This is a genomic window from Micromonospora citrea, assembly GCF_900090315.1.
Taxonomy (GTDB): domain Bacteria; phylum Actinomycetota; class Actinomycetes; order Mycobacteriales; family Micromonosporaceae; genus Micromonospora; species Micromonospora citrea.
Window position 1 is genome coordinate 537,917 of sequence record NZ_FMHZ01000002.1, and the last position, 25,548, is coordinate 563,464.

General features: G+C 68.9%; 22 protein-coding genes. 13 read left to right on the forward strand and 9 right to left on the reverse strand.

Going from position 1 to position 25,548, the window contains the following annotated elements:
- Window positions 1-36: 36 nt before the first annotated feature.
- The 5 genes from GA0070606_RS02690 to GA0070606_RS02715 form a co-directional block, all read right to left on the reverse strand.
- On the reverse strand, window positions 37-1,305 hold the full coding sequence (locus GA0070606_RS02690; RefSeq protein WP_245724544.1) for a serine hydrolase domain-containing protein: 1,269 nt from the start codon (window positions 1,303-1,305) through the stop codon (window positions 37-39).
- 719 nt (window positions 1,306-2,024) lie between these two features.
- Window positions 2,025-2,819 carry an HAD-IA family hydrolase gene (locus GA0070606_RS02700; RefSeq protein ID WP_091094896.1) on the reverse strand — a complete coding sequence of 265 codons (795 nt, stop codon included), beginning with the start codon at window positions 2,817-2,819 and terminating at the stop codon, window positions 2,025-2,027.
- On the reverse strand, window positions 2,741-4,279 hold the full coding sequence (locus GA0070606_RS02705; RefSeq protein WP_091094897.1) for a pyruvate, phosphate dikinase: 1,539 nt from the start codon (window positions 4,277-4,279) through the stop codon (window positions 2,741-2,743). The genes GA0070606_RS02700 and GA0070606_RS02705 overlap by 79 nt, the downstream gene beginning before the upstream one ends.
- A gap of 11 nt (window positions 4,280-4,290) precedes the next feature.
- Window positions 4,291-4,902, reverse strand: a complete 612-nt coding sequence (locus GA0070606_RS02710; protein ID WP_091094898.1) for a transcriptional regulator — start codon at window positions 4,900-4,902, stop codon at window positions 4,291-4,293.
- Entirely contained in the window at window positions 4,899-5,987 is a 1,089-nt protein-coding gene (locus GA0070606_RS02715; RefSeq protein WP_091094899.1) for a TetR/AcrR family transcriptional regulator, read from the reverse strand. The genes GA0070606_RS02710 and GA0070606_RS02715 overlap by 4 nt, the downstream gene beginning before the upstream one ends.
- A gap of 107 nt (window positions 5,988-6,094) precedes the next feature.
- On the opposite strand from GA0070606_RS02715, the gene GA0070606_RS02720 reads away from it, so the two are divergent.
- From GA0070606_RS02720 to GA0070606_RS02740, 5 genes are all read left to right on the forward strand, one after another.
- Complete coding sequence (locus GA0070606_RS02720) at window positions 6,095-7,060, forward strand: ATP-binding cassette domain-containing protein (RefSeq protein WP_091094900.1); 966 nt, start codon at window positions 6,095-6,097, stop codon at window positions 7,058-7,060.
- The gene (locus GA0070606_RS02725) at window positions 7,057-7,860 is read left to right on the forward strand and encodes an ABC transporter permease (protein ID WP_245724545.1); all 804 of its coding nucleotides are present in this window, start codon (window positions 7,057-7,059) and stop codon (window positions 7,858-7,860) included. The genes GA0070606_RS02720 and GA0070606_RS02725 overlap by 4 nt, the downstream gene beginning before the upstream one ends.
- 266 nt (window positions 7,861-8,126) lie before the next feature.
- Complete coding sequence (locus tag GA0070606_RS02730) at window positions 8,127-8,936, forward strand: DUF5984 family protein (protein WP_091094902.1); 810 nt, start codon at window positions 8,127-8,129, stop codon at window positions 8,934-8,936.
- 155 nt (window positions 8,937-9,091) lie between these two features.
- On the forward strand, window positions 9,092-9,493 hold the full coding sequence (locus tag GA0070606_RS02735) for a hypothetical protein (protein WP_091094903.1): 402 nt from the start codon (window positions 9,092-9,094) through the stop codon (window positions 9,491-9,493).
- A gap of 170 nt (window positions 9,494-9,663) precedes the next feature.
- Entirely contained in the window at window positions 9,664-10,047 is a 384-nt protein-coding gene (locus GA0070606_RS02740) for a hypothetical protein (RefSeq protein WP_091094904.1), read from the forward strand.
- Here the strand turns inward: GA0070606_RS02740 and GA0070606_RS02745 are convergent.
- Window positions 10,026-10,613 (reverse strand): TetR/AcrR family transcriptional regulator, encoded by a 588-nt coding sequence (locus tag GA0070606_RS02745; RefSeq protein WP_091094905.1) that lies wholly within the window; start codon window positions 10,611-10,613, stop codon window positions 10,026-10,028. The two genes, GA0070606_RS02740 and GA0070606_RS02745, sit on opposite strands and share 22 nt — an antisense overlap.
- Window positions 10,614-10,700: 87 nt before the next feature.
- Here GA0070606_RS02745 and GA0070606_RS02750 point away from each other — a divergent pair, with 87 nt between their 5' ends.
- Complete coding sequence (locus GA0070606_RS02750) at window positions 10,701-12,191, forward strand: hypothetical protein (RefSeq protein ID WP_176737215.1); 1,491 nt, start codon at window positions 10,701-10,703, stop codon at window positions 12,189-12,191.
- Between the two features lie 204 nt (window positions 12,192-12,395).
- Here GA0070606_RS02750 and GA0070606_RS32350 read toward each other — a convergent pair whose 3' ends face one another.
- Both GA0070606_RS32350 and GA0070606_RS32355 read right to left on the reverse strand, forming a co-directional pair.
- Window positions 12,396-14,066: a GDSL-type esterase/lipase family protein gene (locus GA0070606_RS32350; RefSeq protein WP_281191065.1), complete on the reverse strand. Its 1,671-nt coding sequence runs from the start codon at window positions 14,064-14,066 to the stop codon at window positions 12,396-12,398.
- A gap of 9 nt (window positions 14,067-14,075) precedes the next feature.
- Entirely contained in the window at window positions 14,076-14,771 is a 696-nt protein-coding gene (locus tag GA0070606_RS32355; protein WP_176737166.1) for a hypothetical protein, read from the reverse strand.
- Between the two features lie 209 nt (window positions 14,772-14,980).
- On the opposite strand from GA0070606_RS32355, the gene GA0070606_RS02760 reads away from it, so the two are divergent.
- Together GA0070606_RS02760 and GA0070606_RS02765 are read left to right on the forward strand one after the other, a co-directional pair.
- A complete protein-coding gene (locus GA0070606_RS02760) occupies window positions 14,981-16,879 on the forward strand; it encodes a sialidase family protein (RefSeq protein WP_218105958.1) in 1,899 nt (632 codons plus the stop codon).
- A 250-nt stretch (window positions 16,880-17,129) separates the two neighbouring features.
- Window positions 17,130-17,831, forward strand: a complete 702-nt coding sequence (locus tag GA0070606_RS02765) for a FadR/GntR family transcriptional regulator (protein WP_091094907.1) — start codon at window positions 17,130-17,132, stop codon at window positions 17,829-17,831.
- Window positions 17,832-17,897: 66 nt separating this feature from the next.
- Here the strand turns inward: GA0070606_RS02765 and GA0070606_RS02770 are convergent, their stop codons facing one another.
- A complete protein-coding gene (locus GA0070606_RS02770) occupies window positions 17,898-18,686 on the reverse strand; it encodes a FadR/GntR family transcriptional regulator (RefSeq protein WP_176737216.1) in 789 nt (262 codons plus the stop codon).
- Between the two features lie 204 nt (window positions 18,687-18,890).
- Here GA0070606_RS02770 and GA0070606_RS02775 point away from each other — a divergent pair, with 204 nt between their 5' ends.
- The 5 genes from GA0070606_RS02775 to GA0070606_RS02795 all read left to right on the forward strand — a co-directional run bounded on the left by GA0070606_RS02775 (window position 18,891) and on the right by GA0070606_RS02795 (window position 25,460).
- On the forward strand, window positions 18,891-20,447 hold the full coding sequence (locus tag GA0070606_RS02775; protein ID WP_342672160.1) for an ABC transporter substrate-binding protein: 1,557 nt from the start codon (window positions 18,891-18,893) through the stop codon (window positions 20,445-20,447).
- 78 nt (window positions 20,448-20,525) lie between these two features.
- Window positions 20,526-21,485, forward strand: coding sequence for an ABC transporter permease (locus GA0070606_RS02780; RefSeq protein WP_091094910.1), 960 nt, complete (start codon window positions 20,526-20,528; stop codon window positions 21,483-21,485).
- A 146-nt stretch (window positions 21,486-21,631) separates the two neighbouring features.
- On the forward strand, window positions 21,632-23,476 hold the full coding sequence (locus GA0070606_RS02785) for a dipeptide/oligopeptide/nickel ABC transporter permease/ATP-binding protein (protein WP_245724546.1): 1,845 nt from the start codon (window positions 21,632-21,634) through the stop codon (window positions 23,474-23,476).
- Complete coding sequence (locus GA0070606_RS02790; RefSeq protein ID WP_091094912.1) at window positions 23,473-24,510, forward strand: oligopeptide/dipeptide ABC transporter ATP-binding protein; 1,038 nt, start codon at window positions 23,473-23,475, stop codon at window positions 24,508-24,510. The genes GA0070606_RS02785 and GA0070606_RS02790 overlap by 4 nt, the downstream gene beginning before the upstream one ends.
- Entirely contained in the window at window positions 24,507-25,460 is a 954-nt protein-coding gene (locus tag GA0070606_RS02795; protein WP_091094913.1) for a dihydrodipicolinate synthase family protein, read from the forward strand. The genes GA0070606_RS02790 and GA0070606_RS02795 overlap by 4 nt, the downstream gene beginning before the upstream one ends.
- Window positions 25,461-25,548: the final 88 nt, after the last annotated feature.

Consider the following 25,548-nt stretch of genomic DNA (forward strand, 5'->3'; position numbering starts at 1 on the left):
TCGGTGTGACCGGTTCGCGCCCGACGTGGCGCACGGTCAGAGAGAGCCCACCCGCAGGGTGTACGGGTCCGCGGTGCTCCGTCGCGCAGACGGAGCAGGCCCGGCCCCGTCGGGCGATCCGGGCTGCCCGTCGCAGAACACCTCGGTGGTGAGCGTCTGGATCGCCTTCTGGTACGCCTCCTGCAGGGCCGGTGCGGTGGCGTCGTCCACCGTGTAGGTCAGCGAGGCCGTCAGGGTCCTCCTGCCGTCGGGCGTGCTGTACATCAGCGTCGCGTAGCCCTGGACGCTGCCGTTGTGGTTGAGGATCGTGCCCCCGCAGCTCGGGCCCAGGTCCAGCACGAACAGCCCGAGGCCGTAGCCGCTGGTCGGGTGCGGCGTGCGCATCTCGGTCAGCAGCGGGTACGGAAGGAGCCTCCCGCTCATCAGCGCGGAGATGAACGTGTGGAGGTCCCGGGTGGTCGAGATCATGTCACCGGCGCCGGGCACCCAGGACGGGTTCTGTCGGGTGATGTCGACCGTCTTCTGCTGGCCGCCGTCCTCGTACCGGTAGTAGGCGTGGGCGTGTGGTCCCGGGATCTTCGGCCAGGTGCCCGGCGCCACGGTGCCCGACATCCCGAGCGGCCGCACGATCCGCCGCTGGAGCTCGTCGGCGTACGAGCTGCCGGTGACCTTCTCGATCAGCAGCATGGCCAGCGTGTAGTTGGTGTTCGAGTAGCTCCAGTCCGTCCCTGGCGTGAACCGCCCCGGCCTGGACAACGCGAACCGGACCAGATCCTCGGGCCGGTAGCTCCTGAACCGGTTGTCCACCCACTCCTTGCCCGACCACGGGATTCCTGGCACGACCGTTCCGTCGGGGTAGTACTCGCCGGTGTAGTTGAACACCCCGCTGGTGTGCTGCAACAGCATCCGCACCGAGATGCGCCGGTCCAGCCCGAACTCGGGCAGGTGGTCGGCCGCCGGGGCGTCCAGTTTGACCTTGCCTTCCGCGACCAGTTGCAGGACCACGGTCGCGACGAAGGTCTTGGTGACGCTGCCCGCCCGGAACCGCCCGTTCGTCGGCGGCTTCGCGGCCTTGCCCAGCCTGCTCACCCCGGCGCTGCCGACCCAGTCGCCCCGCTCGTCGTGCACGCGCAGTTGCATCCCGCCGATGCCGGAATCGACTGCCGCCTGCATCGCGTTCCGCAGCTGCGGGCGATCCTGCCCGACAACGGCCTTCGACGGGGCCCCGCTGGCCGGGGTGACCGCCCCGGCCAGCAGGGTGACCGCCAGCGCCGTCACCCCCAGTCGCTGGAGGACCCGCGGCACCCGGAGCCTGTCGTTCGTGGTACTCCTGATTGGTCTTTTCATGACTCCTCGTCTCTGTGTGCAGCTCAGGCAGGCAGCTCGGGGGCGATGGCGAGGGGCGGCACCGGTGGGCGAGCGGCTGCGTGCCCGGCGGGCCGCGGCCAAAATGCCCAGGTGTGCGCGCGGACGTGCTGCGGGCGGTCGATGACCATGTGCTCGGCCCCGGGCCGACGCCTCAGGGGGTGATGCGGCCCCTGCCGGTCCTGGTCAGCTGGCCTTGCGGCGGTAGATGGCCGTGGCGGAGAGGTACGTGACGCCGAGGATGCCGACGCACCAGGCGAGGGCGATCCAGGGCCCCTTCTGGGACGGGACCTTCTCCACGTCGACGAGCCCGCGCTGCTCGATCCTGACGAGCAGCGCGTAGATGGTTCCCTCGGCGATGTCGGAGAAGCCCTGATCCCGCAGTCACGCCGTGATCTCGTAGCCGTACGCGGATCGGTCGGACAGGATCGCGAGGACGATGCCCTCCAGCGTCCCCTTGAGCATTGCCGTCATCTGCCTGCCCATGGAACACCCCCTTCCAGCTACTCAGCACTACTCACTACCGGTAGGAAGTAACACTAACTACCGGTATCTAGCAACACCGAATAGTTGACGTGCGCCCCGGGACCGCAGCAGGGCGTTGTGCGCGGCACAGCGCCACGGCCCGAGCTCGGTATTCGATCCCGCCGGGTGGGCGGTCACGGGTCGTCGACGTGCCAGAGGACCTCGTCCAGGGCGGCGATGTACGGCAGGTCCGGCGGTGCGGGCGTGCCGGTGCGGCAGAGCGCGAGCCCTCGGTATCCGAGGCTGATGGCGGCGGTGACCAGGTCTGGGTTGTCGTCCACGTAACAGGTGCGCTGTGGTGGCTCGCCCAGTGCCCTGCTTGCCGCCCGGTAGATCGCCGGGTCAGGCTTCATGCATCCCAGCTCGCCCGCCACGGCGAAGTATCGGAAGTAGCCGCGCAGGCCGATCCGCTCGTAGCTGCTCCTCAAGGACTCCGCGGTGTCCAGGCTGTCGCTGACCACCGCCATCGACAGGCCTCGCTCCCGCAGCCGGCCGAGGGTGGTGGGCACCTCGGAGAAGGGCCGAACTCGGGTCGGATCCGCGGCGATCAGCTCGTCCAGTAGTGGTTGCGACGGCCGGCCGATGCCGAGTTCGGCCAGGAAGGTGCGGCAGTGGTCTTCCCACGTTCCGAGCCTCTTCGCACGCTCGAGCATGGCGGCCGCGGACCGGAACGCGTCCGGCAGGTCCCTGATGGGCGCTGCCGGCCAATGTCGCCGGAGGATCTCCTCCACGTCCTCGCAGGGACGCGCACCCGGTTCGGCGGGTCGGACCAACGTGCCGGACGAGTCGAACAGGACGGCTCGGATGCGGGGCCGCCGGAGGGGTTGATCATGCGCAGTGTTCGGACGTCTCACAGCCGGGCGTGTGCTGCGGTGAGGCGTTCCTGGTCTGGGCGTTGCGATCGGTTGCCGGAGATGTCGTCGGCCCATTCGAGCAGGCGGTTCAGATGGCTGTCGACGGTTACGGTGGCGGTGCCCGGGTTGCCGACGACGACCTCTCCGCTGGTGCCGTCGATGGTGACGAGTGTCCCTTCGGCGACGACGCGTTCGCCGACCCGCACACACTCCCCCGCGACGTCGACGCTCAGTGCGGTCGCGTTGACGACCGCGGGTCGTCCCATGGCTCGGGCCACGACGGCCGCGTGGCTGGTGGGTCCGCCACGGCTGGTGACTATCCCGGTGGCGGCCGCCAGACCGTGCATGTCCAGCGGCGAGGTGTGGGGGCGCACGAGGACGACCGGGCCGTCGGCGGCCATGCGTGCGGCCCGGTCGGCGGTGACCGCGATGCGCCCGGCTGCGACACCCGGACATGCGCCCTGCCCGCGGGCGAGGACGTCGAGCCCGACGCCGGTGCGTATCCGGGGTGTGTGGGCGTTGCGCAGATGCTGTGGTGAGACGCGCCGCAGGGCCGTGCGTCGGTCGATGAGCTGTTCGTCGGCGAGGTCGACGGCGACGCGGATCGCGGCACGGCCGGTGAGACCGCCGGGCCGCACCTGCAGAAGCCACAGGCGGCCTGCCTCGAACGTGAACTCGACGTGGCAGGCGTCGCGGTAGTGGTGTTCGACCCGGTGCAGGGCCGCCAGCAGGCCTCTCCATACCGCCGGCTGCCGTTCGGCGAGCTCGGACAACGGCCGGGTGGTGGACCGTCCGGAGACGACATCTTCGCCCTGCCGGCCGAACAGGACGTCACCGAACGGGGTCTTCTCGCCGGTGTTGGGATCGCGGCTGAAGGCAACGCCGGTGCCGCTGTGCTCGCCGCGGTTGCCGAACACCATGGCTTGGACGATCACGGCCGTGCCTGAGTCGTGTGGGATGTCGTGCAGTTCGCGGTAAGTGGTCGCGCGCGGGGTGTGCCACGACGCGAAGACCGCACCCACCGCCGCTCGCAGTTGGTCCATGGCGTCGTCAGGGACAGCCGTGCCGGACCGCCGAGTGCCTGCCGCCGCGTCGTCCGCGGTCGCGCGCACGGCGGCCGTAAAGCTGGTGAGAAATCGCTGGCGGGCTTCCCGCGTGAAGGTCGGGTCGCCGGTCTCGGCGGCCAGTCCGGCCGTCGCCTCGGTGGTGAGGCCGAGGTTGAGGATGGTGCTCATCATGCCGGGCATCGACACGGCGGCGCCGGATCGGACCGATACGACCAGGGGACGTCGAACCGCACCGAGGCGTCTTCCGGTGGCTGCCTCAAGTCCCTGAACGGCGGTGGCCAGCTCGGCGTCGAGGCCCTCGGGGAACCGCCCGTCACGCAAAAAGGCACGGCACGTGTGGGTGCCGATGACGAATCCGGGCGGGACGGGCAGGCCGAGACGTCGCAGCACGACGAGGCCGTGTCCCTTGCCGCCAAGCAGCTGCGGGGACTCGTCGGTGTCGGAACTGAGGGGACAGATCCAGTTCATCGGAGGGCGGCTCACTGTCGTGGGATGCCGAGGGTGGCGAGCAGATCTTCGTGGAGCTGAAACCACACCGTGTGATAAGAGGTCGTGCTGTCGACCAGTTCATCCAGAGCGCCGGACCGGGCGCGGTCGAGCGCCGCGGCGAGTCTGGTCCGGTACCGCCGGAACCGCGGCGACGCCGCGGCCAGGTCCGCGCACACAGCCTCGGCACGCTGGTCCAGGTCGGCGAATCGCTTCAGGACTCGAGCGTCGTACGCGCGGTCGGAGTGGTCGTTCGAGGCAGCGACGCCGTCGACGGTACGCAGATGCCAGGCGGAGCAGAGATCCAGCAGCTCGGGGTTGAGCACCATGAACTTCTCGTACGCCGCGGCCACGGCGTCCCGGGCCCCGGTGGCGTCGAGCTCGCCGGCAATCCGTCGGGCGTCCTCGACACGGCCGGCCTCCGTGAGACCCCACCCGCCGAACTCGCCCGGCGTCCGCGTCACCAGGCCGGCAACGGCGAGATCGATCAGCTGGGACTCCGTCTCCCCCTCGGGGAGGCCGGCCGCGTCTGCCACGCGCGCCAGTCCGGCGAATCCGATACACCGAAGCGCGTGCAGCACGAGCGATTCGTCGGAGCCGGTCATCGTTCGTCCGCCTCGGTCGGCGTCGGGCTGGTCGCCGCCGCGTAGGCGGCGCCCCAACCGGATGCCCGAGCGATGATCTTCCCGTCTCGGATGCGGATCGCGGCTTCGGTCTTCTCGGCCGTGTCGGCACCGACGGCGGACGCGAGCGCGGCCTGGTCATCGACGACCAGGCGCGTCGACAGGCTGATCGTCGGCCCGAACGCCCGCCGCAGGCAGGCGGCGAGGTCGGTGATCTTCAGCCGGACCAGTGCCCCGATCTCGGCCGGGTCGCTCGTGACGATCGCCACGGTGACGACGTCTCCCGGCCGGGCGGCACGAACCGCTTCCTCGGCCGCCCCCAGGCGTCCTGTTCCGAGGACCACCACGAGGCCGTCGCCGTCGAACCCGACGGGACGGCCCGTGATCGCATCAGCCAGCTCCGCCGGCGGCGTCCACGCGTCGTGGCGCGGTTCGGATGCGGCGACGTACGGCAGATGGGGCGGCCTCCAGACGTCGTCCACGTCGAGGCCGGCGAGATGACGGCAGGCGCGCGCCACGTCGAACGGATCACCGAAGCCCGGCGCGGTCTGGGCAAGATGACCCGCTCCGTTCAACAGGGTCAGGATCAGCTCGGCCAACCGCACCCGCCGACCCGCTTCGGGCGGCTGGCAGGACTCCAGCGCGAGAGCCACCAGCAGGCTTTCCAACGTGGTGAGCCCGGCAAGGGCGGCGCGCCCGGGTTCATCGTCGAACACGCCGGTCAGTGACTGGTACTTCAGTTTGGCGGCGGCGGCCGAATCACCGGCCAGCGGCAGCCGTTCGAGCCAGACGCGCGCGAAGGCCTCGACCGCCGTCGCCACATCCATCGCCACAGCGGGCGCCTCCGGCGCGGGCGTGCGCGGTACAGCTTCGAGCAGAACCGCCAGGTACAACGATCGCTTGCTCGGAAAGTTCGAGTAGACGGCGCCTCGGGTCAGGTCCGCTCGCGCAGCGATGCGATCGACCTTGGCGTCGACATAGCCGTGCTCGGCGAACTCCTGCGTCGCCGCCGCCAGCACGGCGGCGCGCGTCCTCGCCTGCTGTTGCGCCCGCGTCAACCGCACCACCGAAACCCCCTCTTACGCGTTTCGCCACCGGCAGCATACTATCGACATCCAGATGATGACGGCATCTGAATGTTGTGTGTTTCTCAACCGCTCGCGAAGGGAGCGCTGTGACCGACCACGGCCTGGAAGCGCACGAGCTCACCAAACGCTTCCGCGGCACCACCGCTCTCAACGGCGTCGACCTGGCGATCCCCCGAGGCCAGATCCTGGGTCTGCTGGGCCCCAACGGCGCCGGCAAGACCACCCTCATCCGGGTTCTCGCCACCCTGCTCAGGCCCGACAGCGGAACCGCGCGGGTGGCCGGCTACGACGTCGTGCGCCATGCGGGACAGGTACGCCGACGCATCGCCCTGTCCGGCCAGCACACGAGCGTCGACGAGGAAATCGACGGGCGGGCGAATCTCGTCATGATCGGTCAGCTCCTCGACCTGACCCGGCGCGACGCCATCCGCCGGGCCGACGAGCTGCTGTCCCGCTTCGGCCTCACCGAGGCGGGCAGCCGGCGCGTCGCCACGTACTCCGGTGGCATGCGCCGCCGGCTCGACCTGGCGGCGAGCCTGGTCGGCCGCCCCCAGGTGGTGTTCCTGGACGAACCCTCGGTCGGCCTCGACCCCGGCAAACGCGAAGAGCTGTGGCAGATGATCCGCGACCTCAGCTCCGACGGGGCCACCGTCCTGCTGACGACTCAGTATCTGGAAGAAGCCGACACTCTCGCCGACGCCGTCACCGTCATCGACCACGGACGGGTCATCGCGAGCGGCACTCCGGCGCAACTCAAACAACAGGTCGGCGGACACACCGTCAACGTGCGAGTCGAAGACCCCGCCGACGTCGACCGCGTCGCCGCCATCCTCACCGTCGTCACCGACCGGACCCCGGCACGCGCCACCCGTCACCAACTGACCGTGCCGGTCTCCGGGGACGACGACTTCTTCCGGATCACCGCCGAACTGCGCCGCCAAGCCGTCGGCGTCAGCGAACTGTCGCTCCGCCTACCCAGCCTCGACGAGGCATTCCACGCCCTGACCGACGCAGCGAGCCCGCACGCCGACTCCGCAAAGGCCCCGAGATGACCATGCCCACCCATCCCGTCGACCCGCGAGCGGACCGGCCGCTGCGCTGGCTACGCCACAGCCTCGTCCTCGCCCGCCGCAGCCTCGCCAAGACCTCCCGCAACCCAGGCGCCATCGTCAACGGGGTGGTCACCCCCGCGCTCTTCCTCATCCTCTTCCTGTATCTCTTCGGTGGGGCGGTCGCCGGCTCGACCGACGACTACATGCAGTACCTGTTCCCCGGCATCATCGTCATGGGCGCCGGCCTGACCGGGCTCGTGTCGACCGGCACGAACATCAACACAGATCTCAAGAAGGGCGTCAACGATCGCTTCCGCAGCCTGCCCATCAGCCGCCTGGCACCGCTGCTCGGCTCCGTGCTCGCCGACATCGTCCGCTACCTGATCGCCGTCGCGATCCTGTTCCTGCTCGGAACGATCCTCGGTTTCCGCAGCCACGGCGGCGTCACCGCCACCCTCGCCGCCATTGGCCTGGCCATCCTCTTCGGCTTCTGCGTCAGCTGGATCACGGTGCTCATCGGCGTCATGGCCAAGAGCGCCGAGGCCGTCCTGGCGTTCAGTTTTCTCACCTTTCTGCCGCTTCAGCTCGGCACCAGCCTCGCCGCCCCCACCACGAGCCTTCCCGGCTGGCTGCGATCCTGGGTACAGGTCAACCCGGTGACCGTCGTCATGGACGCCTGCCGCGCGTTGCTCAACGGAACACCGCCCGGCGACCGGATCACCGTCACGCTCACCTGGTGTGCGGCGATATTCCTGTTGTCGTGCCCGATGGCGGTCTGGACCTACAGTCGCCGCCAATGACCGCGAACGACGCACCTCCAGCTGCCCGTCGCTCGACCATCCCACAAGTCGATCGACCGACTGAGCAACCCGGCTGGCATAGCCGACGCCTTGAGGTTGATCCTGCAGGCCCGCACTCTGCCGTCGATCCGGCCATCAACGGCGACAAAGTGCGTCGAGCGGACACCGCGATGACCGAGGGTGACGCTTGACGCCTGAGCCACCGGGCACACGGCGGCAGATCCGGGTTCACGATCGACCGCCGACCGTGACAGGATACTGCCTCAATGATCAGGTTCCGGTTCGAGTTGTACCCACTGGACGAGGTGTCGCCGTGGGGCAGGGATCAGCCGACGCTCCACTGGTTCGGGCTCACCGAGGGCTGGTACTGGCTCGAAGCGGGCGGCCACGAACTTCTGCGCCGCACCCGGCAGGTCCGCCAGCATCCCTACGTCGACTACTACCTGGCCCGGCTCTGGGAGGACGTCATCTTCTTCACGCCCCAGGTGCTGGAGCCGGTGCCCGATGATCTGCAGCCACTCATCGCCTCCCACCGCGCACAGTGGACGTGCGACCCGCTCGACTTCGTCGCCGAACCCGATGAGGAACCGACCGACGACGGGAACGCGGACGTGCCCGACCATCCTGTCGTCACCGCCGCCATCTGGCACAGCGAGCACCACCTGGACTTCGGTTACCTCCGCAATCCGCCCAAGCTGCGATTCTGGCGTACCAGCCGCGGCGTGCGGGACGAGATCACCATCGACTGGCAACACGAGGACGACGGCGAGATCGGTTTTCACGGCGACCCCACAATCCGGCTCAGCGTCCCGACCACCGCCTACCTCGAGGCCGTGCACACCCTCAACCGCGAGTTGATGGACGCCATGGAGCAGCGGATCGAGGAACTGGAACGCCGCGGCGGGCTACCTGGCGTGGACCTCGACCTCGTCCAGCTGAGGCGTGAACACGAAGACCGGCGACACTGGCTCGCCAAGAACCTCGACCGCTCCCCTGGAACCGACTGGAACATCCTCCGCCAAGGTGCCCGCCTGCTGCTCGACGACGTGCGACGAGCCGACGCCCCGGAGGGCTAGGCACTCCTTCCCACACCTGGCAGGGGCAGCATCCGCGCACCGGCACGTCCGCGCGGCGCCACCCGTCAGCTTGCTGCTGACCACGACGCGCGGTCTGCGGCGATCCGGACGTCGGCCCGGTTCAATGGCTGCCCGCCGATGCGAGGATCGGCGGTGTGGTCGAACTGCCTGCGGGATCTTGGTGGGACTGGGACGTGTTGCACTTCGACGGCTCCCAGCTTCGGTTGGCTGCGGGACACGACCTGGCCTACCACCATGGCCTCGAGGTGGTCTTCACCGACGTCGCATACCTGGCCTGCCCGACCCAGTTCCGAGACCCTCGGTTCCGGGAACCCACCCTCGACGAGCGTGCGCTGGTGCTTCGGCACGTCGGTGAAGAGCCACCAGTGATCGTTGCCTTCGACGTCGAGGCACCGGCCGGGGATGACCTACTTCCCTGCCTCGTCGCAGCAGGGTCGGTCGAGGTGGTGGACGGCCTGGTCTACCGCTACTGGCGTGACAACCTCACTGCCGGAGAACGACTGGCTCCGCACCTGCGGCCGCCCCAGCCGTCGTAGGGCCGGCACCCTGGGCGAAGGCGCAGTCGGGTTACGACGGCCCGGCTCCCCTGCCGGCGTCGGCCCACGCTCGGCAGCCTCGGTGCCGCCGTCTACCGCGACACGATCGCACCGCCCGCCGGCACTTCGGCGAGGCACTGGAGATCGCCGGGGCGAGCATCGAGGGAGCCGTGGCGGTCGCCCGACAGTTGCCCGCCGAAACCGCCGAGGCCCTGATGACCGCCGCCAGGACTGCCTGCACGGGCGGGCTCAACACGATCGGCATCGCCTGCGCCGTCATCACCGCGCTCAGCGCGGCCATCTCGCTCACCGTGCTGCGCGAGCACCGGGGCGCCGCCCCCTCCGGCGACGTCCCGCCCACGCAGGAGGCCGAGCGGGAGAAGGTGGCCGGGCAACCCCTGTCGGCCACCTTCTCCCGCTCGGCTGCATCGGCAACGACAAGGACCGAACATCGATTTCGTGGGAAGGGCGCGGGCCGGAGCTCCGCCCTTGCGGTGGACCAGGGGCTCCGGACCGCCGCTCGACCGGGAACTTATTCGGTTGCCTTCGGGTGAGTCTCATTCGACAGGGTTCGCATGGCCTGCGCGAGATCGCGGGCCGATGGCGTCGATGCGGGGTCCAGCATCCACTGCAGCATCACGCCGTTGATGAGGGCCAGCGCGAGCGATCCGACCGTCCGGGCCGCCTCGGGTGAGACGTCGTCCGGGTGCACCGCGAGCACGAGCGCGGCCAGGTCTCGCCGGCTGTCGGCGTAGATGCGCAGCAGTTGCTCGCGGACCTCGGTGGCGAACTCGGCCTGCGCGTAGGCCTGCACACTCGCCACGAGCACGTTGCGTTTCTCAGGCGCCGCCCTGAGGAGTCCGACGAGGAAGTGCTCGAGGCGTTCCGCCGGGGTACCCGCGAGGTCGGCGGTCACGGCATCGGCGACCGCGTCGCCCCATTCCTCGAACGTCTCGATGACGGCGGCGTTGAGAAGCGCGTCCTTCGAGCCGAAGTGGTACCCGATCGAGGCGAGGTTCGCTCCGGTGACAGCCACGATGTCGCGGGCCGTCGTGTGCGCATAGCCGCGTTCAGCCAGACACCGCTTGGCTCCGGCGAGTAGGTCTTCGCGCTGCCCCATGCCGGTGAGTCTACCGGGGCCGGTATACGAGCGTGTTGTACATGCGTATTATACAAACGTACACATCGCTCGAAGACGGAGGCCCTCATGACTCAGGACCAGTCCCTGCTCGCTCCCGTCGAGCATGCGCCCGCCACCCCGATCGCCGTGTCGTGGAACGACACGACCGGCAGCAACCGCACGATCTTGACGACTCACCTCTGGGCAGCTCCTCCGTTGCGGCGTGAGTCGCCGATCCACGACCGCGCGTTCGCGGCGCTGCGCGACCTGAAGGCCGACTACGCGCGGTTCCTGCCGTGGTTCTCGCACCCGGTACTGTCGGTGCCCGCTCTCGAGCCACCGACGCAGGACGCCACCTCATGGGACTTCTCGCGGCTGGATCCGTTCGTCGAGGACTTCATGGCCGCGGCGGAGGGACGGCCGGTCGTGGCCAACTTCGCCACCATCCCGCACTGGATGTTCACCAACGCCGACCAGGTGCACGTCTCACGCGACGTCGACGAGATCCACTGGCAGTACGAGCAGGGAGCCGACTTCCGCGACCAGACTCTCGCGGAGGTGGCGGACTACTTCTTCCGCATCGCGAGCTGGTACATCGCCGGCGGCTTCACCGACGAGCTCGGGCGTTGGCACGAGTCGGGACACAACTACCGATTCGCTTACTGGGAAGTGCTCTGCGAGCCTGACCTCAACCGCCGGATGCCTCCGGAGGTCTACACCCGGTTGTACGACGCGGTGGCGCAGCGCCTACGCCCCCTGGATCCGGACATGAAGTTCGTGGGACTGTCGCTGAGCCATGTGCATCACAACCCCGATTACTTCTGGCACTTCCTCGACGCCGCCAATCACCAGCCGGGGGTCGCCGTCGACGCGTTCTCGTATCACTTCTACGCCTCACCCGAGATCGTCAACCCGTTCGGCCCCGAGGGCAACGCCGATCCGAGCACGTGGCGCAGCACCTTCTTCACGCAGGCCGACGCCTTCGTCGAAAACGTCGCGTACATCCGATCGATCGCTCAACGGCTCGCGCCCGACGCCAGGACGTTCCTCAACGAGATCGGCACCTATCCGGCCGACATCATGAACCCGCAGCCGCAGATCCCGGACTTCTACTGGGCCCTGAGCGGATCGGTCCACGCCTACCTGTGGGCTCGGATGCTGCCGCTCGGGATCGACCTGCTCGGCGTGGCAGAGTTCATGGACTATCCCGGGATGATCCCGGGCACCTCGCTGATCGACTGGGAGACAGGTGAACCCAACGCCCGCTATCACGTGACGCAGCTGCTGCTTCGGCACTTCGCGCAGGGCGATCGGCTGGTCACGACGTCGACGGGCTACCCCGGGTTCCCCGATCTGCGAGTCCACGCGCAGGCAATGGTCGGAGCCGACGGCACCAGGCGTGTCCTCCTCATCAACAAGTGGGACGAGCCCATGGAGGTCGACATGTCGGCCGCCGGCACCGACTCCGGCACAGGTGAGCAGGTGCACGTGGGCACGTCGGGCATCGAACGCATGAAGTGGAAGGGGAACACCCTTCGTCTTGAACCGCACGCCACCATGGTGGTCACCCTCGACTGAACCGCGGTACCGACCCTCAACTGATCAGACGCCCGGCGCCTACGACGGTGCACGCCGACCGTCAGCGAGGCGCCGGGCATCGAACTGCCGCAGGTTCCCGGCAACCTGACCGTAGGCGTTGACGAGCCGCGCGGTGGGTGTGCCGGCGCCCCCGGCCCGGGTCGAGCGGTACGGCCCACAGCGGGGGCGGCACGCAGCCAACCCTCAGCGGAGTGTGCCGAGGTCGATGGCCTCAGCCATCGCCCGGTAGCCCGCGTCCGATGGGTGCAGATGGTCGCCCGAGTCGTATGACGGGTTGATCCGTTGTGGGTCGGCCGGATCACGCACCACCGCGTCGAAGTCGATGACGGCGTCGAAGTCGACACTCGTGCGGATGAACTCGTTCACAGCCTGCCGCACAGCCTCTCGCTCCTCCGTGTAGGAGCGCCATCCCTTCATCGGCGTGATGGTGCCGACGACGATCCGCAGGCCCTGCGCGTGCGCCTGGGCGGCGATCTGCCGTAGGGCGAGTTTCAGGGCTTCCGGGTCGGGGTGTGGGAGGTTGAGGATGTCGTTGACGCCCTCGAGCATGATGACAGTGCGTGCCCCGGACGTGGTCAGCATGTCGCGGGACAGGCGTGCGAACGCGTTCGGGCCACCGATCCCGGTGCCGGTGCTGCTGTTCAGGATCCGGTTGCCGCTGATACCGCTGTTGACCACGCCGAGCTTGGTCGGTCCCGGTTCGGCGGCGAGCCGGTCGGCGAGGACGTCGGGCCACCGCAGGTTCCCGCTGATGGTCGACCTGTCCCCGTCGGTGATGGAGTCGCCGAAGGTCACCACGGTGCCGTGCGCGGACGATGACCGGACGTCCACGGCTGTCACGTAGCGCCAAGCCGTGGTCGGCTGGGTGAACGCGGTGCCCTCCTCGTCCGCCGCATGGTCGCCGTCGGCGGCGACGAACGACGTCTGATACGAGCGCGGGTGCTCGGTCACCGGCCCGGACGGCGCCGGGGTGTAGACGGTCACCAGCAGGTCGCCGTCTGCCGGCACGGTCATCGATATCGGGTCGCTGAGCGCCTCACCCCCGGCCGGGATGGTCACCGACGGCGTGCCGCCGAAGGTCAGCTCGCGCATCGTGCCGGCGACGGCGTGGGGTGCGTCGGGCCTGGCGGCCACCGCCAGCGTCGCTCGTCCCATCAGGACCGGCGCCGTGCCGAGCGCGTTGGACAGCCGCACACGAGCGGTGTCGCCACCCACGCTGGTGTGCACCACGTTGCGGATCGAGTGGTTCGGCATGCCTCGGTCGGTGCCGGGCGTCGTCCGCGCCATGGCCGTCTGCCAGGTGCCGACCCAGTGGCCGGGCGGGCGGGTGTCGAGCTTGTCCAGGGCGACGACCGCCGCCATCGCCTGGTAACCGGCGTCCTTCGGGTGCAGGTGGTCGCCGGAGTCGTACTCCGCCCGTAGCCGGCTCGGCATCGTGGGGTCGCGTAGCGCGACATCGAAATCGGCCACGGCGTCGAACACGCCGCCGTCGCGGATGAAGTCGTTGACCGCCTGCCGTACGCCTTCCAGCTCATCGGTGTAGTTGCCCGAGCCGCCGAACGGCGTGAGCGTGCCGGCGGTGACCCGCAGCCCCTTCGCCTTGACCTGGGCCGCGATCTGGCCCAGCGCCGCGATGATCTTCGACGGCTCGTGGTGCTGCGGCTGGCCGCCGATGTCGTTGATGCCCAGCATGACGATCACGGAGCACACGCCGGTGGCGGTGAGCACGTCGCGGTCCAACCGGGTCAGGGCGTTGGGATTCCATGTGCTGTTGAGCAGCCGGTTCGAGCTGATGCCGGCGTTGAGCACGCCCAGCCGTGTCGGTCCGGGCTCGGCGATCAGCCGGTCGGCCAGGTAGTCCGGTCAGCGGTGGTTCGCGTTTCGGGTCGAGTTGTTTCCGTCGGTGATCGAGTCGCCGAGGGTGACCACTGCGCACTCGGCCTGCCCCAGAACGTCCACGCCGCTGACGTACGGCCAGAAACCGATGGTCTCGGTGAACGCCGAGCCGGACTCGTCGGCCGCGTGATCACCGTTGCGCGACAGGTACGAGGTCTGGTTGGCCACCTGGTGATAGGTCACCGGCCCGGACGACGTCGGGGTGTACACGCTGACCAGGAGGTCGCCGTCCTCCGGCACGGCGAGGGGGATCGGATCGCTGAGCACCTTGCCGCCGGCCGGGATGGTCACCGACGGCGCGCCGCCGAAGGCGAGTGCTCGCATCGTGCCCGCGACCGCCTCCGGCGCGTCGGGTGCGTCGGCGACCGCGATGGTCACCGCGTCCATCCGTACCGCCACCGTGCCGAGGGCGTTGCTCAGCCAGACCCGCACACCCGAGCCACCGACGCTGGTGTGCACGACGTTGCGGACAGTCCGGTCTGAATATCCGGTAGGGAGGTTGGGCACGGTGCCGGAGGCTGAGGCCGACCAAGTGCCGACCCAGTGATCCTGCGCTGCTGTCGGCTGGGCGTCCTGGTCGGTTGCGGAGGCTGGGCTGGACATGCCGAGCACCAATCCAAGACCGATGGCGACGGTTTGCAACTTTCTCAGCGAATAGGACATGGGATCTCCTCCCGATCGTCAATGAGTCTGCTCCCCACTCGCCGTCACGGTCAACAGCTGTCCAGCCTTTACTCCGGAAGGCTTGCGCTGGCCGACATGGGACGTAGGATGTCCGGCAACCTTTTGCGTACGACACCCCACCACTCCGGATCGACCTGCCGCTCGACACGACGCGGCGCCAGCCGCGACCAGTGGAGGTACCGCCTGCCATGACGAAACACAGACCCAGCCACCCGCGCCGTCGCCTGCTGTCCGGCATGGTGATCGCGGCCATGGCTGCCGCTCTGCTCACCCCCGGCACCGCGCACGCCACCGAGCCCTACCACGAGGGCCGAGCGGTCTACACGGCGTACACCGAGGGCTATTTCTGTTTCCGGATTCCGGCAGTCGTGAAGGCCAGCAACGGAAGCCTGCTGGCCTTCGCCGAGGGACGGATCAACAACTGTGACGACAGGGGCGATATCGACCTGGTGCTGAAGCGGTCCCACGACGGCGGTCGTACGTGGGGTCCGCTGCAGGTCGTGTCGCGCGGCAACGGCGACACGCACGGCAACCCCATGCCGGTCGTGGACGAGCGGACCGGCCGGGTGTCGCTGTTCACGACCCACAACCCCGGCACAGCAGGCGGTGGTCGTGTTCCGCACCTGCAGATGAGCGACGACCACGGAGCGACCTGGAGCGCACCGCGCGAGATGACCGAGCTGACCCGGCCGCAGTGGGACGCCTGGTATGCCACCGGCCCGGTGCACGCCATCCAACTCAAACGCGGACCGCACGCCGGGCGGCTGGTGATGAGCGCCAACCACGAGTCCTTCGCGCCTGACGGGCGGCGCATCGCCGGCATCCACCTCGGGTACAGCGACGACGGCGGCGACACCTGGCGCCTCGGCGCGAGCGCCGGTGGCGCCGCCGACGACATCTTCGTCAACGAGTCGACACTGGTGGAGTTGACCGACGGGCGGGTCTACGTCAACGTGCGGGAAGCCGGCACGGCCGAGGGCACCCGGGCGTCCGCGATCTCCAGCGACGGCGGCGACAGCTTCGACGCGCCGTTCCGGATGGTGCCCGAGTTGACGATGCCGGTCGTGCAGGGAGCGTTGCTACGCCTCACGGCCACCGACGAGGGTGACGCGCGGGACCGCCTCCTGTTCTCCGGACCCGCCAACCCCGGCAAGCGGGAGGCCCTGACGATCCGGTCCTCCTACGACGAGGCCCAAACCTGGGAGCCCTGGGAGGAGGGCAAGGTCATCAGCTGGGGTCCGGGCGGGTACTCCGACCTGGTCAAGATCGAGGTCGACCCGGTCGCAGGCCCCGTGGTCGGGGTGTTGTACGAAGGCGGGGCCAACGCCCTGTACGAGGCGATTCAGTTCGTCCGATTCAACGAGGCGTACCTCGACACCCCGAACGGTTCGCCGCCGGGGCTGCCGCCGCCACCGGAGCCGGGACCGACGACCCCGGACGCGGCACCACGCTACGACAACACCGCCTACGTTCGCGGCGCTGCGACCCTGGCCGAGGGGCGGTTCGGTGACGGGATCTCGCTCGACGGCGTCGACGACCACGTGGAGGTGCCGTACAACCCGGACGTCGACCTTGGTGACAGCCAGTTCACGATCATGACCTGGTTCCGGTACAGCGAGACCACCGGCAGCATCGTGATCTGGTGGTTCCACCAGGTGGGCACGGGAGCGGCGCAGATCTGGCTGCGGGCCGAACCGGCGAGCAACCGCATCCGCGGTGTCGTCGGCACCGGCCAGGGCGACGCGAACATCACCATCGCGGGCGCGTACAACGACGGGCTCTGGCACCACGTCGCCCTGCAACGCACGGCGACCCGGGTCACGGTCCTCATCGACGGTGCCACCGTCGCCGACCTGGCCGCTCCCCGCGGTTCGGTGACCACCGGCAAGGAATTCGGCATCCGCAGCATCTACCTCGGCCGGCGGGTCGACGGCCTCAACAACCCGTTCCGCGGCACCCTCGACGAGTTCCGCATCTACGGGCGCGCCCTCACTGCCGAGGAGTTGCGGGACGTCCGGGAACGCAACGTCCCGATCGCCGGCCAGCTCCGCCTCCGCCTCCCGTTCACGACCATCAGCCCCGAGTAGCAGCCGCAGCGCTGGTGCCCCGCCGACGGTCGTCCGGCGGGGCGCCGCGACGGCGAGGAGCCGGGCAACCTCGTGCCTCGCCCTCCCAGCCTCTCCCCTCCCTGGCGCGCAGGTGGGATGTCCCACAGCGCGTGGAACATGGGCGACACCAGCAACCCGGCGGCGGACGTCCTGTGTACATTGCTTCTCAGCGGGGTGAGCCTTCCGGACGTAGGATGTGCACCGGCCGTGGAGGATCCTGGAGGCAGGGGTGGCAAAGCGCAACGGCGAGACCGTTCAGGACCGCATCGTGGCCCTGATCCACGATCGTCAGCTTCAGCCCGGCGCTCCGATGCCGACCGAACCGCAGCTCATGGATCTGCTCGGGGCAAGTCGGAACAGCGTCCGCGAGGCGGTTCGGGCGCTGCAGGCGCTGGGTATCGTCGAGATCCGTCACGGGTTCGGCACCTTCGTCGGTCGAGCGTCACTCGACGCGCTCAGCCCGTCGCTGGAGTTCCGGATCCGCTCCGGTCCGCACGGCGTCCGGGCGCTCCATGACCTCGTGGAGGTGCGGGAGATGCTGGAGACCGCGCTCATCGCCCGGGTCGCCGGCTCGACCAGTCCGAGCCGCCTGGCGGCGCTCGATGCCCTCGTGACTGCGATGCAGACCGATCTCGCGGCGGACCGCGCCTTCCACGCGCTGCTCTACGAATCCTGCGGCAACGAGCTCGTGCTGCAGTTGATCGACCTGTTCTGGCAGGTCTACCACCAGGTCGAGCCGCTGGTCGGCGAGCCGGAGGAGCGCATGGACATCACGGTGGGAAACCATCGGCGGATTGTCGATGCGCTACGCGCCCAGGACGCGTCCGCCGCCCGGGAGGCGATGCAACGGCACTTCCGCGACGTCAAGGAGCGCGTCGCCCGTGCCGAAGCGGCCCGGGCGGCGAAGCCGCTCGACAGCGAAGCGGCCTGAGCCGGGTCGACCAACGCCGTTGTCTCCTTCCGCACCACGCATGCGCGGTCGAGGCGGGTCAAGCGGTCAGGGCTGCCCCAGACGGGCTAGCCGGGCGCGTACGCCGTCGAAGTGTGCGCGCATCGCCGCCGCCGCCGACACGCGATCCCCCGTGGTGATGGCCGTAAAGATGTCACGATGCTTACGAGCCACGTCAGCGGGCGTCTCGTCGGGCGGGCCGAGGTCGTCGCTCAGCTGGTGATAGACGTCCCAGAACGCGCCGAGCAGCCTGCCCACCAGCGGATTGCCCAGTGGGCGGTAGAGCACGTCGTGGAAGAGGCGGTCGGTGTCGGGTGAGACCCCGCCCACCCGCGCCTCGGTCTCCATCTGCGCTATGACGTCGCGGGCCGGGGCGAGGCCGGACGCCAGGTCCCGGGCGTCCTGTTGGTCGATCAGGCGCTGCACCAGCCCGCTCTCCAGAATCTCGCGAATCTCGATGAGGTGGCCTAGGTGGTTGCGCTCGCCCTGCAGGGTGATGCGGCTGTGAAAGGCCAGTTCGTCTACGAGGCCGTTGAGCGACATGCGCCCAACGAACATCCCGAAGCCGTGGCGGATGTCGACGATGCCGACGGCCTGTAGGACCTTGAGGGCTTCCCTGACCGAGTTGCGGCCGATGCCCAGCTCCTCCATCAGCTCGGTCTCGGTCGGCAGCGGATCCCCCGTGGTCAACCCGCGCTGCAGGATCAGACCCTTGACCGCCTCCTGCACTTCGACGGCGCGGCTGAGGCGACGTCGTTGGCCTGCGGGAACGCCGCGTGTCTGGAAGGTGCGGGCCGAGGCGCCGCTTGTGCCCTGACCATCGGCGTGAAACACCACGGAAATCTCCTGGTCATTTTGTCTTGACCGGCGGCAAGCGCGGCCCCTAGCCTCCACTCTAGCAGGACATGGGACGTAGGACGTCCAACGTGATGGATTGAAGATCTCCAAGCTGAAGCCAGAATCCCCACAGGAGGCACCGTGAGCGCTCCGGTTTCTCGGCCCGTTTTCAGCCGCCGCGACTTTCTGCGCTACAGCGGAACGGTGAGCGCCGCCGCGGCCATCTCCGCCACCCTCTCCGCCTGTAGCGGTCCCGCATCCACCAGCTCCGCGGGAGCCAGCGGCGACAAGGACCTCGTCACCGCTGTCATCGGATACGGCAACAACCAGAGCTGGGACCCGACCATGACCGCGTCGGCCTTCTCCATGGCCGCCAACAACCACATCTACGAAGGACTGGTCGACACCGACCCGATCACCCGCGAGCCCTACCCGGCCCTGGCCACCGCCCTGCCGGCCGACACCGCTGCGACCACGTGGAAGTTCACGCTGCGACAGGGGGCCAAGTGGCACGACGGGCAGCCGGTCACGGTCGACGACGTGCTCTTCACCTTCCAACGCATCCTCGACCCGGCCGCCAAGACGCTCACGTACTCCTTCTTCGGCACCTGGCTCAAGGAAGTTCGCAAGATCGACGACACGAGCGTCGAACTGGTCTTCAACTTCCCGTTCCCCGACGCGCTGCAGCGCCTCACGATCGCCAAGATCATGCCGAAGCACGTCTTCGGCGCACCCGGCGGCTGGGACGCGGCCAAGGGCGGCAAGGCGATCGGCTCCGGCCCCTACAAGATGGTCGCGCACAACCCGAAGTCCAACACCGTGCTCGAAGCCTTCACCGACTACAACGGCCCCCGCAAACCCGTCATCAGGAAGATGAACTGGTTGTCGATCGTCGAGTCACCGGCCCGGGTCGCGAAGATCTCCGGCGCCAGCGCCGAGGCTCAGATCGCCGACAACATCCCCTACGCCAACATCGACCAACTGCGCAGCGGCGGGCTGACCGTAGAGGGCGGCAAGGGCATGAACCACATGTTCCTCATGTTCAACACCGCTCAGAAGCCCTTCGATGACATACGCGTGCGCCAAGCGCTCCTCTACGCCATCGACACCAAGAAGATGATCGACGTGGCGCTCAAGGGACACGGCACGCCGGCCACGAGCTTCCTCAACGAGCAGAACCCGTCGTACGCCAAGGCGAAGACCGTCTACCACTACGATCCCGCGAAGGCGAAGGCACTCCTGTCGGCCGCCGGAGTGACGAACCTGTCCGTCACGCTGATGGCGGTCAACGTCAGCTGGATCGCCGACTGCCTGCCCACCATCGCCAACTCCTGGCAAGCGGTCGGCATCAAGACCACGCTCGAACCGCAGGACACCGCCGCCCTCTTCACCAAGATGGACCAGTCGCAGTCATACCAGGTGGTCGCGGCGGCATCGAACCCCAACCAGTTCGGCCTGGACGCGGACCTGATCCTCCGCTACAACTACACCTCCGGCGGAACCTGGATGAAATACACCAAGTGGGACACCAGCCCGGAGGCCAAGAACCTGTTCATGCTGATGGACAAGGCCGCCCAGGAACCCCACCCGACGAAGAAGCAGCAACTGCTGCACCAGTACCTCGACATCATCGCCGAGCAGGCAGTGCTCTACCCCGTCCTGCACACGGAGCTGATGACCGCCTGGGATCCGAAGAAACTCACCGGAGTCCGGCCGCAGGCGTACCCGGGCATCAACCTGCTGCAGGCACAGCGCCGCTGACACCCCGTGCGGCGCCGGGCGCGCCCGGCGCCGCACCCCACCGCCCATCAGCCTGACCGCGCACCAGGAGGTCAACCAGTGGCAGTCGTCGCCAGAATGCTGGTCCGTCGAACACTCATCCTGATCCCGCTGCTGTTGGGCGTCATCCTGTTCGTGTTCATCATCATGCGCTTCTCCAACAACAAACCGGAGTACGCCTACTTCCAGGGCGCCAACCCGACAGCGGAACAGATTCACCAGTTCCAGGTGGAGAACGGCCTGCTCGACCCGCTGCCGGTGCGTTACGTGCGCTTCGTCGGCGACCTGCTCCACGGCGACATGGGCACCAGCGTCCTGACCAAGGCGCCGGTGCTCGACTCAGTCGTGACCGCGCTGCCGCTCACGCTGCAACTGACCTTCCTCGGCCTGCTGGTCGCCGTGGCCCTGGCCCTGATCTTCGGCGTCACCGCGGCGATCTTCCGGGACCGCTGGCCCGACCAGCTCATCCGGCTGGTGTCACTGATCGGCGTCGCCGCACCGGCGTTCTGGCTGGCCCTGTTGATGATCCAGTGGCTGGCGGTCGACCGCGGCTGGTTCCCGACCAGCGGCTACATCAATCCCGGCGACTCGTTCAGCGGCTGGCTGCGATCCATGACGCTGCCGGCGCTCTCCCTGTCGCTGCCCGTCGCCGCCCAGCTCACCCGAATCATCCGGACGTCGATGGTCGAGGAACTGGACAAGGACTACGTCCGCACCGCGATCGGCAGCGGCCTGCCACCGATCGTCGTGATCGGACGCAACGTCCTGCGCAACGCGCTGATCAACCCGCTGACAGTGCTGGGCCTGCGCATCGGCTACCTGCTCGGTGGCGCAGTGGTCATCGAGACCATCTACTCCCTACCTGGCATGGGACAGCTCATGATCAACGGCGTACGCGACGGCGACCCCGCCGTAGTACAGGGCGTGGTGCTCACCATCGCCACCGGCTTCGTCGTGGTGAATCTCGTCGTGGACGTCCTCTACCTGCTGATCAACCCGAGAATCAGGAGCGCAGCGTGATGCGGAGCGGACTCGCGAGGAGACTCTCACGACCGGGAATCCGTTTCCGGCGGCTCGGCGTGCCATCATGGATCTCCATCGCCGTTCTCGTCGTGATCGCCCTCGCCGCGGCTCTCGCCCCCGTTCTCGCCCCGCACTCACCGTACGTGCAGCAGGCGGCCGGCGGCGGGCCCAGCACGGCACACTGGATGGGCCTGGACAGCGCCAACCGCGACATCTTCACCCGACTGCTCTACGGCGCGCGGTGGTCACTGATCATCGGACTCGGCGCGACCGCCATCGCGCTGGTCTCCGGCGCGGTGATCGGCGCCGTCGCGGCCACGTCGCGCAAGGCGATCGACGAAGCGATCATGCGCAGCCTCGACGTCGTCATGGCGTTTCCGGGCATCGCGCTCGCCGCCGTGCTGGTCGCCGTCTTCGGTGGCAGCATTCCGGTGCTGGTGCTGGCCATCGCATTTCTCTACATGCCGTCCGTCGCGCGGGTGGTACGCGCGAACGTGCTCGCCCAGTACGGCGAGGACTACGTCGCCGCCGAACGCATCATCGGCGCCCGCACCCCACACATTCTGCTCAAGCACGTGGCGATCAACTGCGCCGCACCCATCCTGGTGTTCTGCACGGTGATGGTGGCCGACGCGATCGTCTTCGAGGCGTCGCTGTCGTTCATCGGCGCCGGAGTACGCCCACCGGACCCCTCGTGGGGCAGCGTCATCGCCGACGGCAGAAACATGGTCCTGCTCGGCGGCTGGTGGGCCACGGTCTTCCCCGGCCTGCTGATCCTGATCACGGTCCTCGCGCTCAACATCCTCGCCGAGGGCGTCTCCGACGCGTGGGCCGCACCCACCGCCCGCCGCGCCGACCCCGCCAGGAAGACCAAGGAGGTCGATCCGCTTGAGCAGGCGATCCCCGGATCCGGTGTGATCACCGAACTGCCAGGGTTGGCGAAGGCCGCGCAGCGTCTGGCCGAACGGGCCCGCCCACTGCCGCAGGGCGAGCCGATCCTGCAGGTCCAGGAACTCACCATCGGCTTCGACGGCCGGCACGACGGCGTGAACGTCGTCGACGGCATCTCCTTCGACGTACGCCCCGGCGAGGTACTCGGCCTCGTCGGTGAATCCGGCTGCGGCAAGTCGCTGACCGCGCTGACCATCATGGGCCTGCAACCGCGCGGTGCCCGCATCGGCGGCCAGATCCTCTTCGAGGGCAGCGACCTGCTGACGCTTTCCCGGGCCGCCCGCCGTCGGTTGCTCGGCCGCGACATGGCCATGATCTACCAGGACGCACTGTCGTCGCTCAACCCAGCGATGACCGTCAGGGCGCAGCTGAAGCAGGTCGTCCGCCGAGGCGGGCGGCGGAGCCCGACCGACCTGCTGAAGCTGGTAGGCCTCGACCCCGCGCGCACCCTGTCGGCCTACCCCCACGAGCTGTCCGGCGGCCAACGTCAACGTGTCCTGATCGCGATGGCCCTCTCACGCGAACCCAAGCTGATCATCGCTGACGAACCCACCACGGCGCTGGACGTGACCGTGCAGGCGCAGGTGATCCAGTTGCTGCTCCGGCTGCGGGCCGAGCTCGGCTTCGCCCTGATCCTGGTCTCGCACGACCTCGCCCTGGTCGCCGACGTGACCGACCGCGTCGTCGTCATGTACGGCGGCCAGATCGTGGAAAGCGGCGTCACATCGGCCCTGGTCGGCGCGCCCGCACACCACTACGCACGCGGGCTGCTCGGCTCGGTGCTGTCGCTGGAGTCCGGCGCCACGCGGCTCACCCAGATCCGCGGCGTCGTACCAGCCCCAGCCGACTTCCCCAGCGGGTGCCGCTTCGCCGACCGCTGCCCCATGGCCACCGAAATCTGCCGAACCCGGACGCCGCAGCTGGCGGGGCGGCGCCACCACGAGGTGGCCTGCCACCACCCGGCGATCGACATCGCAGCGTCCGCCCTCGCCCCCGGAACGAACGCCGCACCGGCCAGCCCCGCGGAGGCACGATGACAGCGACAAGCACCCAGAGCCTCGTCGAACTCACCGACGTGCACGTCACGTACAAGGCGCGCTCCGGCGGGCTGTTCCGCCGCGACCACGTCTACGCGCTGACCGCAGCCGATCTCACCATCGAGGCCGGCGAAACGGTGGGTGTCGTCGGGGAATCCGGCTGCGGCAAGTCAACGCTCGCGAAGGTCCTCGTCGGACTGGAGAAGCCCACCACGGGCACAGTGCGATTCCGCGGCCAGAACCTCTGGTCGATGCCGCACTCGGCGCGCCGCACGGCCATCGGATCGAGCACCGGCATGGTCTTCCAGGACCCCTCGACCGCGCTCAACCGCCGACTGCCCATCCGGCAGGTACTGCGCGACCCACTCGACGTGCACCGGGTGGGCACCGCCCGGCAGCGCGAGGAGCGGGTACGCGAACTGCTCGACCTGGTGGGCCTGCCACCAAGCGTCGCCGACCTGCTGCCGAGCCAGGTGTCCGGCGGGCAACGCCAGCGGGTCGCCGTTGCCCGCGCATTGGCGCTGCGGCCACAGTTGCTGATCGCCGACGAACCGACCAGCGCGCTCGACGTCTCGGTGCGCGCGCAGATCCTGAACCTGCTCTTCGACCTGAAGGAACAGCTCAACCTGGCGATGGTCTTCGTCTCGCACGACATCCAGACGGTACGGCGAATGAGCGACCGGGTCGTGACGATGTACCTCGGGCGGATCGTCGAGCAGGCTCCGGCCGAGGCCGTACCCGGCCGGACCCGCCACCCGTACACCCGGGCCCTCTTCTCCGCCACTCCCGGTCTGCTCTTCCCCATCGACCCGATCCCGCTGACCGGGCCGGTGCCCTCCGCCACCCGACCGCCCAGCGGATGCCCCTTCCGTACCCGCTGCTGGAAGGCCGACGACCAGTGCGCCAGACAGATGCCCACAGCGCAGGCCGACACCGTCGTCCGGCCCGACGATCACCTGTTCCGCTGCCACCACCCGATCCGCGACGACACGACCGACCCCGAACTGACCAGCCAAGCCCAGGAGACTGCATGACCATCCACGAGCTGTCGCCACAGCGGTCGGCCGCACTGACCGGCGTCATCCCTCCGGTGTCCACCCCCCTGACCCCGGACTACGAGGTCGACACCGCGTCGCTGACCCGGTTGGTGGACCATCTGCTGGCCGGTGGCGTGGACGGGCTGTTCGTCCTCGGCTCCACCTCCGAGGTGGCCTTCCTCCCGGACAGCCACCGCAAGATCGTGCTCGACACCGTCACTCACCACGTCGCGGGCCAGGTTCCAGTGCTCGCCGGCGTGATCGACATGACCGCCCTGCGGGTGCTGGACCATGCGCGGGTGGCCGTCGAGGCGGGCGTGGACGGGCTCGTTGCCACCGCCCCCTTCTACACCCGCACGCACCCCGCGGAGATCGAGCTGCACTTCCGCACCATCGCGGCGCAGACAGGGCTGCCGTTGTACGCCTACGACCTGCCGGTCTCGGTGCACAGCAAGCTCGGCGGCGACCTGCTGCTCGAACTCGCCAGCGACGGCGTGCTGGCCGGAGTCAAGGACTCCAGTGGTGACGAAGGCGCCCTGCGTGGGGTGATCCTCGGGCGACGGGACCGTCGGGACATCGCCTCGTTCAGCGTGCTGACCGGCTCCGAACTCACCGTCGAGACCGCGCTGTGGATGGGCGCCGACGGCGTGGTGCCGGGCCTGGGGAACGTCGACCCGCACGGCTACGCCCGGCTGTTCCGCGCGGCATCGAACGGCGACTGGGAGGCGGCCCGAGCCGAGCAGGAGCGGCTGCTGCAACTCTTCGAGCTCGTCAATGTCGGCAGACCGCGAATGGGGCTGGGTTCGTCCGCGCTGGGAGCGTTCAAGGCCGCGCTGTACCTGCGCGGGATCATCGACCACCCGACGACGGCGGTGCCGCAGATCCCACTCAACGACGACGAGATCGCCCGGGTCGGAAAGTACCTGAGCGCCAGCGGCCTGCTGTGACACGCGGGGACGGCGACACCTGACCACGGGACACGCCGCAACGAAAACGAACCAGCCACGAGACGTGGCGCCGGCTCTGAGGTCGGCA